17 protein-coding genes and 1 tRNA gene are annotated in these 17,577 nt (G+C 37.0%); 14 read left to right on the forward strand and 4 right to left on the reverse strand.

Annotated elements, in window-relative coordinates; translation table 11 throughout:
• Nucleotides 1-137: 137 nt before the first annotated feature.
• On the reverse strand, nt 138-470 hold the full coding sequence (locus tag ACED20_RS13725; protein ID WP_294222846.1) for a HopJ type III effector protein: 333 nt from the start codon (nt 468-470) through the stop codon (nt 138-140).
• Nucleotides 471-568: 98 nt separating this feature from the next.
• On the opposite strand from ACED20_RS13725, the gene ACED20_RS13730 reads away from it, so the two are divergent.
• The 3 genes from ACED20_RS13730 to ACED20_RS13740 all read left to right on the forward strand — a co-directional run bounded on the left by ACED20_RS13730 (nt 569) and on the right by ACED20_RS13740 (nt 4,394).
• Nucleotides 569-1,951, forward strand: a complete 1,383-nt coding sequence (locus ACED20_RS13730) for an RtcB family protein (protein ID WP_378105237.1) — start codon at nt 569-571, stop codon at nt 1,949-1,951.
• Nucleotides 1,952-2,340: 389 nt separating this feature from the next.
• A tRNA-OTHER gene (locus ACED20_RS13735) sits at nt 2,341-2,447 on the forward strand.
• Between the two features lie 195 nt (nt 2,448-2,642).
• Nucleotides 2,643-4,394, forward strand: coding sequence for a hypothetical protein (locus ACED20_RS13740; protein WP_378105206.1), 1,752 nt, complete (start codon nt 2,643-2,645; stop codon nt 4,392-4,394).
• 375 nt (nt 4,395-4,769) lie between these two features.
• Here the strand turns inward: ACED20_RS13740 and ACED20_RS13745 are convergent, their stop codons facing one another.
• Nucleotides 4,770-5,213: a hypothetical protein gene (locus tag ACED20_RS13745; RefSeq protein WP_378105207.1), complete on the reverse strand. Its 444-nt coding sequence runs from the start codon at nt 5,211-5,213 to the stop codon at nt 4,770-4,772.
• Nucleotides 5,214-5,709: 496 nt separating this feature from the next.
• Here ACED20_RS13745 and ACED20_RS13750 point away from each other — a divergent pair, with 496 nt between their 5' ends.
• The 7 genes from ACED20_RS13750 (at nt 5,710) to ACED20_RS13780 (ending at nt 11,742) form a co-directional block, all read left to right on the forward strand.
• Nucleotides 5,710-6,753 (forward strand): hypothetical protein, encoded by a 1,044-nt coding sequence (locus ACED20_RS13750; RefSeq protein ID WP_378105210.1) that lies wholly within the window; start codon nt 5,710-5,712, stop codon nt 6,751-6,753.
• Nucleotides 6,737-7,441, forward strand: a complete 705-nt coding sequence (locus ACED20_RS13755; RefSeq protein WP_294198140.1) for a DUF4280 domain-containing protein — start codon at nt 6,737-6,739, stop codon at nt 7,439-7,441. The genes ACED20_RS13750 and ACED20_RS13755 overlap by 17 nt, the downstream gene beginning before the upstream one ends.
• A gap of 2 nt (nt 7,442-7,443) precedes the next feature.
• Complete coding sequence (locus tag ACED20_RS13760; protein ID WP_378105212.1) at nt 7,444-9,783, forward strand: hypothetical protein; 2,340 nt, start codon at nt 7,444-7,446, stop codon at nt 9,781-9,783.
• 18 nt (nt 9,784-9,801) lie between these two features.
• Entirely contained in the window at nt 9,802-10,287 is a 486-nt protein-coding gene (locus tag ACED20_RS13765) for a DUF3828 domain-containing protein (protein WP_294198136.1), read from the forward strand.
• 6 nt (nt 10,288-10,293) lie between these two features.
• Nucleotides 10,294-11,175 carry a tetratricopeptide repeat protein gene (locus ACED20_RS13770; RefSeq protein WP_378105215.1) on the forward strand — a complete coding sequence of 294 codons (882 nt, stop codon included), beginning with the start codon at nt 10,294-10,296 and terminating at the stop codon, nt 11,173-11,175.
• 192 nt (nt 11,176-11,367) lie between these two features.
• A complete protein-coding gene (locus ACED20_RS13775) occupies nt 11,368-11,514 on the forward strand; it encodes a hypothetical protein (protein ID WP_294198132.1) in 147 nt (48 codons plus the stop codon).
• Nucleotides 11,515-11,544: 30 nt separating this feature from the next.
• The gene (locus tag ACED20_RS13780; protein WP_294198130.1) at nt 11,545-11,742 is read left to right on the forward strand and encodes a hypothetical protein; all 198 of its coding nucleotides are present in this window, start codon (nt 11,545-11,547) and stop codon (nt 11,740-11,742) included.
• Nucleotides 11,743-12,137: 395 nt separating this feature from the next.
• Here the strand turns inward: ACED20_RS13780 and ACED20_RS13785 are convergent, their stop codons facing one another.
• A complete protein-coding gene (locus ACED20_RS13785) occupies nt 12,138-12,710 on the reverse strand; it encodes a hypothetical protein (protein WP_378105218.1) in 573 nt (190 codons plus the stop codon).
• Between the two features lie 179 nt (nt 12,711-12,889).
• Between ACED20_RS13785 and ACED20_RS13790 the strand changes: the two genes are divergently transcribed.
• The 4 genes from ACED20_RS13790 (at nt 12,890) to ACED20_RS13805 (ending at nt 15,773) form a co-directional block, all read left to right on the forward strand.
• The gene (locus tag ACED20_RS13790) at nt 12,890-13,129 is read left to right on the forward strand and encodes a helix-turn-helix domain-containing protein (RefSeq protein WP_378105220.1); all 240 of its coding nucleotides are present in this window, start codon (nt 12,890-12,892) and stop codon (nt 13,127-13,129) included.
• Nucleotides 13,130-13,400: 271 nt separating this feature from the next.
• Nucleotides 13,401-13,688 carry a hypothetical protein gene (locus tag ACED20_RS13795; protein WP_378105222.1) on the forward strand — a complete coding sequence of 96 codons (288 nt, stop codon included), beginning with the start codon at nt 13,401-13,403 and terminating at the stop codon, nt 13,686-13,688.
• A 166-nt stretch (nt 13,689-13,854) separates the two neighbouring features.
• The gene (locus ACED20_RS13800) at nt 13,855-14,892 is read left to right on the forward strand and encodes a hypothetical protein (protein WP_378105225.1); all 1,038 of its coding nucleotides are present in this window, start codon (nt 13,855-13,857) and stop codon (nt 14,890-14,892) included.
• Nucleotides 14,892-15,773: a hypothetical protein gene (locus ACED20_RS13805; RefSeq protein WP_378105228.1), complete on the forward strand. Its 882-nt coding sequence runs from the start codon at nt 14,892-14,894 to the stop codon at nt 15,771-15,773. The genes ACED20_RS13800 and ACED20_RS13805 overlap by 1 nt, the downstream gene beginning before the upstream one ends.
• A 476-nt stretch (nt 15,774-16,249) precedes the next feature.
• Here ACED20_RS13805 and ACED20_RS13810 read toward each other — a convergent pair whose 3' ends face one another.
• The gene (locus ACED20_RS13810) at nt 16,250-16,768 is read right to left on the reverse strand and encodes a DUF2911 domain-containing protein (protein WP_146943360.1); all 519 of its coding nucleotides are present in this window, start codon (nt 16,766-16,768) and stop codon (nt 16,250-16,252) included.
• Nucleotides 16,769-17,577: the final 809 nt, after the last annotated feature.

Genomic DNA, 17,577 nt, shown 5'->3' on the forward strand with positions numbered 1-17,577 from the left:
CGCCGGAACCCCTCCCTTTGGTCGGGCCATGCACATCCCTCACGCGGGGTGTAGTAAAAAGAGACATTCCTCCAAACCTCATAGGTTTTGAAAACCTATGAGGTTTAACTCAACAATCCTATTTAAGATTAAACAACTTATCTTCTCTCCAGGGCTTTTCCTTCAAAAGAAATTCCTTCCCAACCGGTCTGCATAAAGTTCCGGATATTCTGGTGATCGGTTCCTTCCGGATTTTTCAGCACGTCTTCCCGGTAAAACTCCCCGAAAAGGTTCAGGGTTTCCTGTTTGGAAAGATCATTTAACTGCGCAAAACTGAAAACTTTGCACGAACCGTTATTCTGCCCGGCTTCATTCACCGTATTCCCGTTGGTAAATTTCGTCAGTGTGAAATCGTAATGTTCATCAATAAAAGCAATAACATCTTTGAACTGAATGTCTTCCGCTGATTTTTCTAAGTTTTCAAATAACATTGTTTATAATTTTTTCAAAAATAATTAAAAAAAACAGATCTGCGCAAAAAGATTGCATACTTGCACCGTTACTTTGCATCAACAAAATGAAAGAACTCATGGAATTTAACGGAAATAACTTAATCGAATTAGGATACCGACCGGCAAAATGGTTTAAAGAAGCCATTGAATTCATTAACGAAAATAATCTGGATCAGGACCAGATCAAAACATATCTGGAACAGTTTCGGCAACCCGAACTGATTCCACTCCACGAAACAGCAAAGGACTTCATAATTAACATCAAAGCAGAGCACGAAAGCGAGAACGACAATGTGGAAAAGGTGATCAACACCATGAAAGTGCTGATGAAAACCCCGACCCTGATCGAAGGAGCCATTATGCCGGATGCCTGTCCTACAGGCCCTGTGGGAAATATTCCGGTAGGAGGTGTCGTGGTTGCGAAAAATGCCATTCACCCGGGATTCCATAGTGCGGATATCTGCTGTTCGGTGATGCTGACGGATTTTGGAAAAGCCGACCCTAAGACCGTACTGGATGCCGCCCATTCGGTGACGCATTTCGGGTACGGAGGAAGGCCAAGAGGAGAACAGATGCCGATGTCACAGGAGCTGATGGATGCCTTTAGGGAAAACGACTTCCTGAATGACGAAAAACTGATCAGCATTGCCCGTTCGCATATGGGAACCCAGGGCGACGGAAACCATTTCCTGTTCGTGGGGATCTCCAGAAACACAGGGAACACGATGCTGGTGACCCACCACGGATCAAGAGCACCGGGCGCGGCGCTGTACGATAAAGGAATGAAGGTGGCCAACCGGTTCAGGATGGAGATTTCCCCGGAAACCCTTAGGGAAAACGCCTGGATCCCGTATGATACCGAAGAAGGAAAATCATACTGGGAAGCCCTGCAATTGATAAGAGCCTGGACCAAAGAAAACCATACTTCCATTCACGATGCCGTTTTACATAAAATGGAAATTGAAAAAGAAGACCGGTACTGGAACGAACATAATTTCGTCTTCAAAGACGGCGATCTGTTCTACCACGCGAAAGGAGCCACTCCACTGGACGATAAGTTCCTGCCGGATATTACAGGACCAAGGCTGATTCCTTTAAACATGTCAGAACCCGTTCTGATCGTGAAAGGGAACACCAACGAAAGAAACCTCGGTTTTGCACCGCACGGAGCCGGAAGAAATTTCAGCAGGACGCAGCATAAAAAATCACTGGCCCATAAAACCATTGAGGAAGTATTTGCCGAGGAAACCAAGGGACTGGATGTTCGTTTCTTTACCAACGAAATCGATATTTCCGAGCTGCCGACCGCCTATAAAAGCGCAAAGAACGTGAGGGCACAGATCGAAGAATACGGGTTGTGTGAAGTCCTGGATGAAGTGATGCCGTACGGATGTATCATGGCGGGGGATGTGCAGAAGAACGCGCCGTGGAAGAGAAAGAAGAAGTTCAGAAAAAGTTGATTTTTCTTTTGTCTTGAAATCGAAGATTCGACATCGTCAAACAAAAGAAACAAAAATTCAAGACCTGGAAACTTCCGCTAAAAATTAAAACTTCATCCTAAAATTCCCAAAACTTGCGCGAGTTCAAGAGGCATTCTTCGGTTCAAAATTATAGTCGCGCTTCGAACAGTGGGAATTTTTTAACGGATAAAATTTTAATTTTTTAAACGCTCCATTTTCCGAAGTAGAATGATTTATAAGAACCAAAATTAATGAAATTTCATTATAAAATTCTTGCGTTTGAAACTCAAAGATGAGACACATATTTTTATTTAATTAAAACATAAACTAATAACCTAGCCTTGCAGATGTGAAAGTCTGCAGGGCTCATGAAAACTTTTTATACGGCAGGGGCAGTAGCTCAGATGGTAGAGCAACAGATTACTTTCCGCCATTGGCAAATAAAGTTCCTGTAAATTACGAGTGTGTGTCGCAGGTTCGAGCCCTGCCTGTCCCTCAAAAAAAATTATGGCACAGAAAGTTCCTATATATTTAGACCTTACTTTCCGCCTTTTATAAAGATGTAAAGCAAAAGGAGTTTCTATGATTTTTGGAAAATTACTCCCCGCTTTTTACAAACTACAGGTAAAAGGAGTTCCTATATTATTCACTTAAAGAAAACTTACTCCTCACCTATTAATAAAACAAAACCATGAAAACACTACAATTATTCAATGCCGTTTTGGCGAAGGAGTCTCCTGCAGAAGCTTTTATTTCAGACGATGGTTTTATCATTGAACCTAACGCTTTATGGGCAAAGAATCAAATTCTTTCTTATTATGCCAGGGAAAAGCTGAACGGAAACGATTTAAACAAAACCTTTCATAAATCCTGGCAGAAGATCAAAGAGAGCACCAGAGCACAATTGCTTTTGGAGCAGGTATACCATTATATTTCTACCTACGGAAGTGATTTCAGGGGGGAGATTTTTATTCCGAATGAAGTCCTGAATGTGCCGGATCTGAAGCTGACTTTCAAAGTTATTAAAGCCTATACGGAAAAGGAAATGACTGAAAAATGTCTTTCCCTTCTAAGTTCAGGCATCGCCCTGAAAGAAGAAACCATTGATGATGTGCTCTCCGTTTTACATAACGATCTGCATTACGATTTTACCGGAAAAGAAAACATCCGGAACAAAGAAGCCATCATTAAAATTGCCGACCGTTACGACATTTTCCCTGAAAATCCCGTTGAGTTTTTCCGGTATGTGGTCTATAAAACGACCAGGGAAACATTACTGATAAAAAATGATGATCTGATCAACAGGATCATACAGAGTAAATTCAATCCGACCTGGCTTTTTGAAAGTTTCGGACTGGAAAAGCTGGCTCAGATTTTCAACCGCTTCAAGCCTCTGTTCCTGGCTTATAAAAACAGGGCTCCGAAAACGATTAACAGAATTTCAAAGCTGTCCAAAGTCCATCATCAGCCGTTGGTTTCCAACCCGTTGAATAATGCCACGAATATGCTGCTGGAAAACAGCGACCTGCACTGGATGGAAAATGCAACGCCGTTTGCCTTGTTTAAGGCTTTATCCGCATGTTATGCAAGGATGTACGGCCAGAATACTTTTGTGTACAGAGTCCGGAACGGTAAATCATGGACGAAGCAGTCGACAGGAACTTCAGTAAATGAATTGAACTACGGTTTTATTTTAACCTATTTAAAATCAAAGTATAATTTTTCCGGAAAGAAGTTCTATTTCCCCGAAAATGTGGAATTTGGCCTCCCGACTTCCGAAAAGATGTTCGTAGGGAATATTCCGACAGGAACCAGATTCTTCGGAGAAAGACTGGCCGTCGGAATTTACTGGAAAAATGCCTGGGGCGCCTTTGATCTCGACCTTTCCGGACTGAATATCGCCGGAAAGATCGGTTGGAATGCCGCCTATAATCAGAATGAAGGCCAGCTGATGTACTCCGGGGATATCACCAATGCCCCTGATGGAGCCGTGGAATACCTTTACGCCAACCGCGGACTGGCCGCACCGACTTTGGTCATGAGCAATGTTTTCAACGGTAACAGCGACTGCGGATACAAGATCATCATCGGAAAAGGCGATGCGGTTTCCTACGATTATATGATGAATCCGAACAATCTCTTTGCGGAAGCCAGATGCCAGTCGGTTCAGAAGCAGACCATTGTAGGGATGCTGTTGCCCAAAAATGAAAAACAATGCTTTGTACTGCTGAATTTCGGTGCCGGACACTCGCATGTTTCCGGAAATACGGAAGTTTCGGTGATGGCCACTAATGCGCTGTACCAGCAATGGTACGAGCCGCTTTCCTTTAATCATCTGATTCAGGAGCTGGGTGCGGAAATTGTTCCTCATCGGGAAGAAGCCGATTTTGATTTTTCTCTGGATAAGCTGGAAAAAGACAGCTTCACGGGAATTTTCAAATGATCAGTTTATATAAGATTTATATAAGAATGGTGAAGATATAACGCAATCTGCGCCATCTGAAAATCTGCGTGAGGCTTTTTTAAGGCAAAGATTTTGTTTAAAAACCTGCATATTTAAAGTGAGCAAAGAATGAATCAGCAGGCTGATTTGATAAAGTGCATGTTCAAGCTTCGCGCAGCAAATTTATTTGCCTTTGCTTTTAAAAACTTTCCACAAAGAAAATCTGCGCCATCTGCAAAGTCCGCGTGGGAATTTTTTAATACAAAGATTTTATTCTAAACCGGCATATCACAAAAGAAAAAACTGAGGCTGTCTAATTTTTTAGACAGCCTCTCAAATATTTACAGGTTACTTTGTTCTCTATTTTTCGGTATTTTATTTGGGTGTACTGGTATTCATGGTTCCGCTGGTATTTAAGGTACCCGTGGTTCCATACTTTACTGTATTGTTGGTTCCGGTTTTTAATACTCCGTTACCCGTATTCAATGTACCGGTAGTGCCATTATTCAGCATACCGTTATTATTCATCGTTCCGGTGGCTCCGTTATTAAGGGTACTGTTGGTGTTTAAAGTCCCGTTGGTTCCTGTGTTCAGGGTACCGGAGCCGGTATTGAGGGAACTGTTTGTTTTAATAGTTCCTGTAGTTCCGTTATTCAGGAGGCCGTTGCCATTCAACGTGTTGTTGGTACCGTTATTCATAATTCCGGTACCGCTGTTCATCGTTCCGATATTTGTTCTGGTCGTGGTGGTTGTCGTCGTCTGTGCAGACACCGTGACAAAACCGCCTATTACGAATGCTGCTGCAATTAAATTTTTCATACTTTTTTATTTTAGATTGGTGATGGTATAGGATATACAATTATCGTACAAAATCTTCAGATGCCACGAATCTTTTATCCTGATTGATAAGTAATTAGTCGAAACCACTTTAAAAGGCTGGAAGTTGGAAGCCATGTACCGGAAGTTTTTCCTGTTAAAATAACGACTGACTGTTTTAATAGCAAATCATAAGATTAAGCCCAATAAGTAATTTGATCCGGGATTTTATTTTATATTTACTTTTCATTTATGCCTTAAGCAAAGTGAGCGTTTACAGGTTTTTAATCCTATCGAGGCTGCCATTTCAGCTTTTGTATTCTCTTATTCAGGTAATCATATTTATTTAATTAGTAAAAAGTTATGATTATTCTGATATTATCTGCTCATCCGAAAATGACTGATAGAAAATTTTTCAAAACAACGATTATTCTTTGAATGGTGATATTTTATTTACTAAATTTATCATGCTGAAATCAGTGTTACAACAAATCCAATCATGAATGAAAATATTTTGCTCTACCAGGTAAAGCCCGGAGATACCCTCGACAAAATCGGAGGTACCATCGGAATGACGGGAAATCAGCTGAAGGATTTCCACAATGCCCATTGTGGGAAAATGGAGAGATTGTGGTTCGATAATCTGGTTGGTATAAAGCAAATTATCATTCCGAAAGAATACAAAAGCCCGGAACAACTGAAAAGGGAAGCCGACAAAGACCTTCCTCCACTCCACCTCACTGAAGATTTCTATGCAGACCGTTATTTTGTGAAAGAAACTTTTTCGGGTCTTTCCGGAAACGATCTTGAAATTGATTATCAAGTGGATATCGGTTTGAAAAAAATTCAGGAAACCGGTATTGCAGATTATATTGCAGAAGTACGATGTTATGATTTCAAAAAAAACGGAACAGTTCCTGATGATAAAATGAGCGAGATCTCTTTGGCCTGTATGGAAAGTATCTCTCCTATCTTTTTCACTATTACTTTTGCGGGAAAACTCTCCGGGATCTTTGAATTTGAAAAGCTGAAACAGAGATTTCAGGAAAAACGACCTGACTTGGAAAACTTTTTTATCGGCGAGGTTTATAAGGCTTACCTTGACAAATTCCAGGCAAATCTGGGAAATCGGGAGTATATCCTGAAACAGTTTTCCTCTACCCTCCTCTATCAGTTGATTTTTCCGAAGATGGAATGGTTTCATAAAACCGGTAACTGGCCGGAAGATTTCTGTTTTGTTCAGAATTCTTTTCCGGTAAAATGCAGAATGAATGCGGAATATCATCATGCGGAACCTGAAACAGCAGAAACTCTGCTCAGAGGTTATATTGAAGAACCTCTCAGTATACAGGAAATATTGCGCGGGGTACGGTTCACCGAAGAACCAGAAGAACCGGCAGACGGTGAAATAGAATTCCGTTACCGCACCGATAAGAAAACAAAAAAAATGCTTCAGGCAGAGGCTTTCGTTATTTTAAACAGTGAGGATGAACTCTACCGGAAACAAACAATAAAACTGATCTCCAATGAAAAAATATCCTGATGAAAATAATAAATCCGGAAAAGACCCGGCTGTTTTTCAATCCGGTTTTTCAACATTCCTGAATGATCATGACCTCGTTGACGGTGATATGAATGGTTTTGATGAAGAGGTCAATGAAGAACCTGATGCTGGGGATGAAGAAAAAACGGAACCGACTGAGAAAACTGATGACCCAAAAGAGGAAAATAAAAAGACTGAAAGCAGTTCCAATGAACACGACGGGAAATACCTTGTAGTCCAGAAAGGAACGGCCTGCTGCGACAAAGGCTCCAAGTTCCCGAACTTTAAAGTGACCAGTCATCAAAAACACTATTGGAATGATGAGAACGGCGAACATGATTATCTCGCGGTAACGGAAGACGATCTCACCTTTAATCCTGCAACTACGCCCTTTGGCACCTGCAGTATAAAAAACGGTAATCCATGCGCTTACTCCCCTGCCGGAAAATGGACAAAAACATACGAAAAAGTAAAGGTGATGGGCAAAAGCGCCGTGACCGAACGTTCCGAACTGATGTGCACAACAGGCGGGAAGATTACGGTGATGAAACACGGACAGCAGAGTGAAGCCGGAAAAAGCCATGTGAACAACGCGGATTCCAGGGAACAGCAGACGTATAATCCCGTGATGGATTTTGAAGAATTTAAGGAAGAAATGAATGAGTCGGATCAATTGTATTACGAATAAATATGGGAACGATTACAGGTAATCAAAATCCAATAGTCGGAGAGACTAATTCTTATGCGATCAATCTTTTTGGTGCTATCCCTTTCGTCAGTACCGCCGGCAGCTATGAATGGTATCTTTTTAAAAAACAGAAAAGAGGCAGCTGGATCGATATTACAAAAAACGGTATTCCGAAAAAAGGAAACAATGTAGATTATAAGTTCTTTGAACCTGTGGCCGGAGATCTGTTCGAGATACGGGTTTTTGAGGTTGTACAGGGACTTTTACCTAGTGTGGAACCATCAAAAAAGCTATTCGGCAAACTGGAAGTAACGCCTACCACCAATAAAAACGCACAGATCGACAAAGTTATTCTCTTCAACAGAGGAAAGAAAGATGTCAACAAGGCAAGCTACAGGGATACGCTGGTGGCTCAGGCTTTTTGCACAGGCTTATTCGGTAAGGAGATCGAATTCCAGCTTTGGGAAGATGATGCTCCCGGTAAAGGACATGATGCAGCGGTTAATAAAAATAATAAAATTCCGCATACCTTTAAAGCAATTGTCAATGAAAAAGGCATTGCAGAAGTAAAAATATCCTTAAGCGCAGATGAAAAGATTATGCGCCAGATCGCCGACAAATTCCTGATGAGGGGTGACAGGGACGAAGGGGCCAACCACGAGTATTATATCACGGCAACCTATCTTGGGAAAGGTGAGAAAGCAAGCCATGTAAATGTATTGGTGGCTAATCCTGATTATAAACCCAGACCAAAAACAGATTCCCCGAAATTCCCGGCTACTCCTATCGACCAAGCACCGAAACAACCCGATGCGAAAGGAAAAATACTGGATGCCTATTTTGCAGATGCCAGCGGCGGCAAATTAGCCAGAGTTCAGGTCGGAAAGAAAGTCCAGGTGAAAATCAAGACGAGCGGAATGGTGGGCAAACATATCCAGTACAAAGTTTGGGAATATGATCTGGGCAGTAATGACCTTATATACGAAAGTGGAAAAATTAAAGTCGTAAGCGATCTTATTCTTACCGGCGGCTTTACCATCAGTCAGAGAATATTCAGCAAAGGAATAGATTTCGGGAGTATGGATTCCGACTCCGGAAAGCAGAATTATTTCCTTGAGGTAATCCCTATTGATATCTCTGCTGAATCTCAAAAATTCGGTGTCAGTTCGGATGGACTGATGGAGGTGGAAAATGTAAAGAGCCCGACGATAGTTAATGCTACACCTAAGAAGAATGATAAAAAAACCGATTGCTGTATAATAGATGAAGAATTTTTCCTTAAAAATTACGAGTTAGAATTTCCTAAAAAAAATAAACAGGGAAAATTAATCCCTCTCTCAAATTCTGTTAAAAATAGTCTCCGAAGAATGTTCAGAAGCATTTCCGAATATTATTCTAATGAGAAAAGATGCTGCAATAAATATCATATTGCCTATCTATTAGCTACTGCTAAACTGGAAACCGGGCATACATTTGACCCTGTGGAAGAAGCAAACTGGCTAAGCGCAAATGTCAGAAAAAAATATTTTCAGGAAATGTACGATCCTGTTTTAGGTAAAAATGACAAACGTAAAAAGATGGCTAAAGATAATGAAAATACCAAAGAGGGTGACGGTGAAAAATACTATGGGCGAGGCTATGTACAGCTTACGTGGAAAAAAAATTACCGAAAAATGCAGGAGAAATTTGGTGTAAATCTTGTTGATAACAGAGAAAATGCTCTTAATCACGAATTAGCAGTGAAGATTATGATTTATGGTAGTGAGAAAGGTATTTTCACAGGAAAAAAACTTTCCGATTATATTACCAATAACAGTAAGGACTATTATAATGCAAGAAGGGTTATTAATGGTGTAGATCAGGCCTCAAAAATACAGGGATATGCTGAAAAAATAGAAAAATGCCTCAAAGTCAAAGAATGCAACTGTAAGGAAAACTCTAGTACATCAAAACCACAAACCAAGGAAAAATACAATATTGAGTCTGCTGTAGATTACATAAATAAAAATGCCTTGCCCAAATCAGAAGGTGCCTGTGCAAAATACGTCAGAAAAGCGATAAATGCAGGAGGAATAAAGAATATTTTCGGACACGCTACAGAATATTACGATACGGATAAATTGGTAAAATACGGATTCACTAAGGTGGGCACCGATATAAATTCAATAACTCTAAAAAAAGGAGATATTGTAGCTTTCGGTTCTGTGAAAGGACATCCTTATGGCCATGTTGCTATGTGGAACGGCACACAATGGGTTTCTGATTTTAAACAGAAATCATTTTGGGTTGCAAACCAATATTCAATAGATAAAAAATATGCTATATACCGCTGGAACAATTAATTATAAAAGCAAAACTATATGAAAATAATATCATTTTTAATTATCTCTTTTTTCTTTATCCATTGTAAACAGGAAACGAAAAATCCGTATTTAATAACAAGTATGGTACAGAAAAATACACATTCTGAAGAAGCTATTAAGATGCTCAAGGATTTTTACCTTAATTTTTACAGTTCAGACGAACCTCTTGATAAAAAAAAATCAATGAAAGATTTTGTTTCAAGCAGGGTTTTAAAAAGAATTGACAGTTTAACTAAAAATCCAGAAAATTTAATTATTGATTATGACCCTTTCATAAAAGGGCAAGATTATAATGGCGAGAGCATCAAAAAATCCTTGGAAATAAAACCTTTAAAAAACAATGATGAGTATAGAGTAAGTTTTTTACAGTTTGGTGAGAAAGATGAAGCAAAAACAAATATTGATGTTTTAGTAAAAAAAGATAATTCAGGAAAATTTCTGATCTACAGCATAATAAATGATGAGCATTTAAATTTTAAATAAGTACTTATGACAAAACATTTTTTATTAACATTAATATTCAGCTTTTTTATAAGTTCGTGTGCAAAGCCATCAGAACACCAGGAACAAGTCAACGACCGTATTGATCATAAGTCCATAAGCAAGACTCAAAATTCTGACAAGAATGATCAGACGCCTAACGTAACAATCGAAGGTGATGATTTAATAGTGGTCTATAAAAATAAAAAAACCGTTTATAAGAATCTTATCGTCAATGAGATGTCTGTTTCTACAGAGCTTATTCAAAATAATGACCGCGGTTTTTCACTATTCTATGACCAAAATGCTTCTTCAACAAAGATCAAAGAAAAATATGATTTTATCTATTCGGATACAGGAATTTTTTTAGTAGATAAAGAAATCATAAAATTCGGACAGGATGGATTGATGATGACCAGATTATACCTTGATAACTTCAACCTGTTAAATAAAACCTATGAAGAGCTACAGTCATTAGGGGCAGAACTTCCGGATCACTTTGAGCAGGACGGTTCATCATTGTCCATTTACGATTCTAAAAATATACCTTTTGCGACAAAAAATTTCCGATATTCTGCAGAGGATCTCTTTATCAGTTATCCTGATTTAAAAAACGGTAATCTCAGGATCAGTAATGTAGAATCAGCGAACAATCAGGCTTTCAATCTGGAAAAAATTGGCGCGAATCAACAATCAAAAATTCTGCTGGAACAAATCATTCGTCAATTTCCGGAACGGATTGTTGCTTATCTTAATCTGGCAGATGTGCTCTGGAAAATTCAGGATCACGATCAGGCGAAAATACATTACGCAAAATATTTGTCATTAATGAAATCCCAGAATAAAAATCTATCAAAAGTACCGCAACGGGTTTATGATCGGATCAAGTAAAAAGACACACTGTCTTTGGAAACAAATTGCACGAATTCTTACGGATGATGATATGCTGTTAACACATCAGTAACGAAAAAGATTTGAATAGTTTGAAAATATTTTTAGAACGAATCTGCTTTACGGTAACCCGTAAGGAATAGACATCAAAATGATTTAGTTTTACATCCGTAACTAAAAACAATATTCATTATGAACAACGTAGAATCCATTAAACCCGGACCTAAACCGGACAAGAGCGACGGAACTTCTGATGAAAGAAGAAGGGTAACACCTGCAACACAACCCAAACATCCGGCGCTTAAACCCCATATTCACAAGCCGGGCGAAAAAAAATAAAATCTATTTTTAAACTCAAAAATTGAACCTATGAAAAAACTAATGGCGATTGCCGCAGCGGTAGTGCTGATGGCCTCCTCTCAAAACGTAAATGCCCAGAAACGATATTCGGGGAGTAAACATTCTTCAAGCCACGGAGGAACTTATAAAGGTGGCAGCGGAAGTTCCCACAAAGGAGGCAGCTATAAAAATTCAAGTACAGCAAACCGGTATGGTAAACATAAATAAGGTCTGCCGTAGTATAAGCTTATCAAAAAACACTTCAAACACAATCCTGGCCCATGTCAGGATTTTTCATTTACTCTTTTCTATTGTATGCCTGTACAAATTTTTAGTTTGTGGTAAAAAATTCTCCCGCAAATTGACATAGATGGCGGCATGGCTTCGCGAGCCTCAGCCTGACAGTGCGCATCTACTGTTTAGTTTGAATTAAAATAATAATTTGTTAAGCAGACTCATATTGCCATTATGTCATCCTGAGGCTCTCGAAGGATTTTCTTAACACGCTGGTAAAGGCTTTGAGGGTTGCAGGCACCGAATGTACATAATTTCAGTATTCCTTTTGTCATCCCGGAGGGATCTCAACTTAGTATTAGAGAATCGTTTGGAAAGATTCAGGATTTCTACGGTATATAAACCTCATCTTTCTGTGGCAGAGATTGAAAAAGCTCTTTTTTCCTATTCTTCCGCTCCACGATCAGCCAGGCGGCGTCCAGCATTTTGATGAGGTGAAGGTATGGGCCGACGATATCACGTTCCGGCAAATGGTTGAACGTCCCGAGAGAGAAATACACGATGTCCGAAAGGAAGTCCTCTAATTCCTCAAGGCGGTATTGCTTAAAAGCTTTGCGGAACACCCGTACCGGCTCGCGGTATTCTTCCTCAGAAAGTGAACCGTACAGCAACGGATTGCCGGTCTCCGGAACGGCCTCCCCTACCCATTTCGCGGATTTCTTCCGGAGGCACCACCCTGCCCGGATCAGCGACCGCAGCGACTGGTGGAAGTGAAAGACCACCGAAGGATCTTCCGGGATCCGCGTTTTCCCCTGTACCGCGTACTGCATCATCAGGTTGAGCCGCTCCTTTGCCGTGGGCAGGTCATGGAACTGGAAAAATACGTCCCCTAAAGCGACGGGTGAAAGTTTGCTCCGGCCGGACCAAAACCGGGATTCAAAGTTTATGCTGTTCTTTTTCATAAGTGTGTGTGTTATTGATTTTTTAATCATACAGAGGAATTGTTCTTCTGCAGATGTAATATAATTTATAAATGATCCCTTCCTACTGTATTACAAATATATAAAAATTCACTCTTGTTACAAGTTCTTGTAACAAAATTTATTGGAAAAATTACGCCCTTTGTATAAAGTGGTAATACATGGATGCTTTACAGGAAGAAATATTAAAAAAATTTGGAGAACACGTCAAGAAAATAAGACTTGAATCAGGGCTTACCCAAGATGAAGTTGTCCTTAACAGTTCCAAATTGACCAAAGGCACCGTAAGCGATATAGAAAATGGAAAAAGAAACTTTGCGTTTACTACATTGATTGATCTCGCCAAAGGATTGAATGTTTCTCCTAGAGATTTGATGAATTTTACAATTGAAAAATACTGACTAGAGTTTTATTATTTGTATTAATGACAAATTTTGTCTATAATATCTGTTTCCATAATAATTTTAGTTGATTAATCTAATTGAAAACAAAGTATAAATAATTACATTAATTAAAGAAGTTATTATTTGTAGTTTTTATTTAATAAAAAAGGCTTTGGATTATCATAAACAAAAAGCCTATACTAAACTATTTGAAATATAGTTTAAGTCTGTTAATTTCTTATCAAAATATAAAACTAATACCTTTTTCACTATATTTGGATAAAAAATTATGGGGCGTTTCATGATTCATATTGAACTACATAAAGCAAGCTCAGAAGTATATAATAAACTTCATGAAGTTATGTATAATATAGAAGCTTTTCAAGTTATTCAAGATATTGATACTAAAGAATTCTTTAATCTACCAAGATCACAATATCATTATATTGGTTTAATTGAAAATAAAGAAGACATATTAGATTTAGTTAGACAAACTATCAAATACGTTAGCCAAGATTTTAAAATTGTTGTTACTGGTAATGATGGATCAGCTTGGGTAGGATTAGATAAAGTCTAAATCTTTTTTTTGCATGTCTCTACAAAGTTTGATACATATAACGTCTACTTTATATTTTTACTTAATTTATACCTTTGGTGTAAACTAGCATACATTACGTAATTTTAAAATTAACACCACATATTACATTTTTGTATATTTGGTACATTACATAAAAAAAATTAAAATGATTATATTATCGACAATAGATGATGATTTAGTTATAAAAAGTAAATTTATAACAGGCAAAACAAATTATAAATTCGCCCTTGACAATTTTTATCCTCTCATTAATCGATTAGATATCCAAAGAAACTTACAAAATGCATCATTTTATAGAAGATTAAAGGATGATTTATTAGATGGGTGTATCATGCCTCCAATTACATTAGCAATAATAACAGATGTAACAAAATTTTCAGACGATTTAGATGATGCAGTGAAGTTTATTACAGATAATATTCAAAATATGTTTATTCTCGATGGTATCCAAAGATTAAATACTTTAAATACAGCATATTTACATCCTGAATCGGATAAAAATCTCGATTTACGTCATCCAATATTTCTTAATATATTGGTTTGTAGTTCAATGGATAATTTATTATATCGTATGATTACCTTAAATAATGGACAAAAGCCGATGTCAGCAAATCATCAAATTGAGATATTGCTAGGTAACATCTATCAATTTGATGAATTATCCATCAAAATAGTTACTGATAAGGAAAAAGGGAAGAATAAAAAAAATGTGAATACATTTGAAAAATCAAACATTATAAAAGGTTATTTAGCATTTATTACAGAAAGTACGTCAATCGACAATAAAAAGATTATTGATGAAAAAATGGATAACTTAATCACGAAAAAGATAATGGAATCTAAGGTTACTAATTTGACTTTAGAATTTTCAGATGTTATCAGTTTAATTAATAATTTTTCAGAAACTAAAGAATTAAAAAGTTGGTTTGATAACTCAAACAATATAATTGGCTTTTGTGTTGGTATAAAAAAGTCTTATGATTTTATAAAAAATATAAATAACATAGAATTTAATGAAAATATCAAAGTTTTTGAAAAAGCGTTTAAATCTCTGAATTTATCGTCAATAAAATTAAGTAAAGAAAGAAGAAATCTTACAAAGTATTATATTTCTAAATTTAAAGAATTAAGAGATTTAGATGAAATAGAATTATTAGATAATTTTAATGACAATATACTTTAATGAACCATACTTTCTTAGAAATTATCGCACCTATTTATCAAAAGAAATTAACGCCAAGTTTAATTATTTCTACAACCATTCCAAAAGAAGCTATTTTAATTCGGCTTTTGACGGGAAATCTTAAAATTAGAAATGATTTTACTAATGAAGAATATTCACAACAAATGAATTATGCTATTCTAGGAAAAGAATTTAAAAGGACACCGTCAACAAAACCAATTAGAAACGCTTTATCAAATCCTCTTAAATTAAATGATTTGGAAAATTATTTGGTCAAAACAAATCATAATAATGATTCTTACTATAATTTATTAATCGAAGAATTCTGTGCATATTTTATTAGCAAACAAAGAAATTCATATACTAAAGCTTTTTTACATTTATATAGAATTCTGGAATATATATCTTATAGCTTTCCTTTAGTATACTCTTCATTTTCAAGAGATTATTTCGGAACTTATGGTAAGTTAAAAAATTATTTTGATACATCTAAAAATGAATTATTATTTTTTGATGCTTTTTTAGAAAAAACATTAGATGATACTTTATTAGATTCTGAAATCGACTTTAATTTTTCATCATTACCATCATTGCTAGCTAGAAATTACTACCAAATTATAAAAAATTATATTAGTGAATCAAACCTAATTACAAACACAAAAAATGTTAGTTTGTCTTTTCAATATAGATACTTATTCAAGCTAATTGTAGATATAAGAAATAGATATTTTCACTTTGCAGTAGGAGGTCAAAGAAATATCAAAAGTACTGAAATTGTTGAAAGTGATATATTTTTTAAACTTATTAATGAGGAATTAATCAATTGGATTTCTATTATTTACTTTGAAATTTTAAATCATTCAATTAGTCAAGTTAGATGATATATCAATATTTAGAGGCAAAAGTGCTCAATCAAATTCGCTTTTTGAATAATTAGTGCTAAAATCATTTTCTCTTTTGCTATAAGTTTCTTAAATTAAAACAAGGGTTTCGAATTTTTATACAGCTATTTTCTGTAAGTTTTAAATCTTAAAATTCACTTTTTAGTTAAAAATTTTTATTGTTTTCACTTCCGTGAATATCAAGTTATTATAGAAGATATCAAATTTTAAATTTAGTTTTGATAAGCTAACAGAACTAAAAAATGTTATGGAGATCTATAATTAATATTCTAAGATAAATAATATAAAACCAATTAAATTTATTTTCATGATAATTTATAAGAAGTAATTTCAATTTGTTCTGCAAATTCCGCTTGAATAGTTAAGCATTTCTATAAAATGCCTCACATTTTTGAATCATTATTACGATAAAAAAATCCCGGCCAAAACCGGGATTTAACTTTTCAAATTCAAACTTACTTAATTTCCACAGGAACGGAGATTTTATCCCAATCCATGGTGAAACCGTTTTTGTTGATTTTGTAGACTAAGGCTTCCTGGGTGGTTGGTAAAGCTTTTGTTTTTACGTCTACCCGTAACGCGTCTTTGGACTGCTCGTATTTGTAGGCACCCCATTGCTTGGCTTCTTTGTTGAAGATGGCGGTCCAGGTTCCGCTGGCTTTCGGGATCAGGAAGAAGCTGTATTTCCCGGCCGGCAGTTTTTTGCCCTGAACGGTAATATCTTTATCCGTTTCGAACGTGGTGGCTTCGTTGGCTCCGGCTCTCCATACTTTGTCATATGCTTCCAGGCCGCCCCAGATGGTACGTCCTTTTACGGATGGGCTGCTGTAAGCGATGGTGATGTTGGCATCTTTGATTTTTCCCGTCGCCGTCATCGGTGGGCTGGCCGGTTTTTTGGTTTCCTGCGCGAAGGCATTTACAGAGATCGTCATGGCCGCAACGAGCACGGTCGCCGATTTTAGGATGGATTTCATACTATTTTTATTTACTTGTTTGTTATTTTGTTAATCGTTTACGAATGTACTGCTTTCTTCTTATATCTGCTTAAACTTTTTTACTGAACTACAAAAGTCACAAAAGACACTGATGCCTGCGAATAAAGTTAAATAACCTGATTTATTTTAAGATATTTTCAGGCTATTCAAATCTTCTCGGTGACTTATGTGCTAACATAAACGCTGTCATCTGTGAAAATCTGCGCAAATCTGTGGGAGATTTCATCACAGTAGAGGACAAATATCTCCATACTATTCTCTAATACTATGTTGAGATTCCTACGGAAATCACAGATTCGACGCAGTCAATGACAAACAGCGTGTTGAAATTATGATTCACCATCATCGTAAGGAACGGCCGTCCGATGGCTGAGCGGAGCCCAAACCACGTCATGATCTGTGAAAATCCATAGGAGATTTTAAGTTCTTAAGAAGAAGAAATTTTAAAAATGTTTTCAAGCTTTTCAAATCTTCTCGGTGACTTATGTGCTAACATAAACGCTGTCATCTGTGAAAATCTGCGCAAATCTGTGGGAGATTTCATCACAGTAGAGGACAAATATCTCCATACTATTCTCTAATACTATGTTGAGATTCCTACGGAAATCACAGATTCGACGCAGTCAATGACAAACAGCGTGTTGAAATTATGATTCACCATCATCGTAAGGAACGGCCGTCCGATGGCTGAGCGGAGCCCAAACCACGTCATGATCTGTGAAAATCCATAGGAGATTTTAAGTTCTTAAGAAGAAGAAATTTTAAAAATGTTTTCAAGCTTTTCAAAT

This window comes from Chryseobacterium sp. sg2396 (assembly GCF_042610505.1).
In the GTDB taxonomy this organism is placed as follows: Bacteria; Bacteroidota; Bacteroidia; order Flavobacteriales; family Weeksellaceae; genus Chryseobacterium.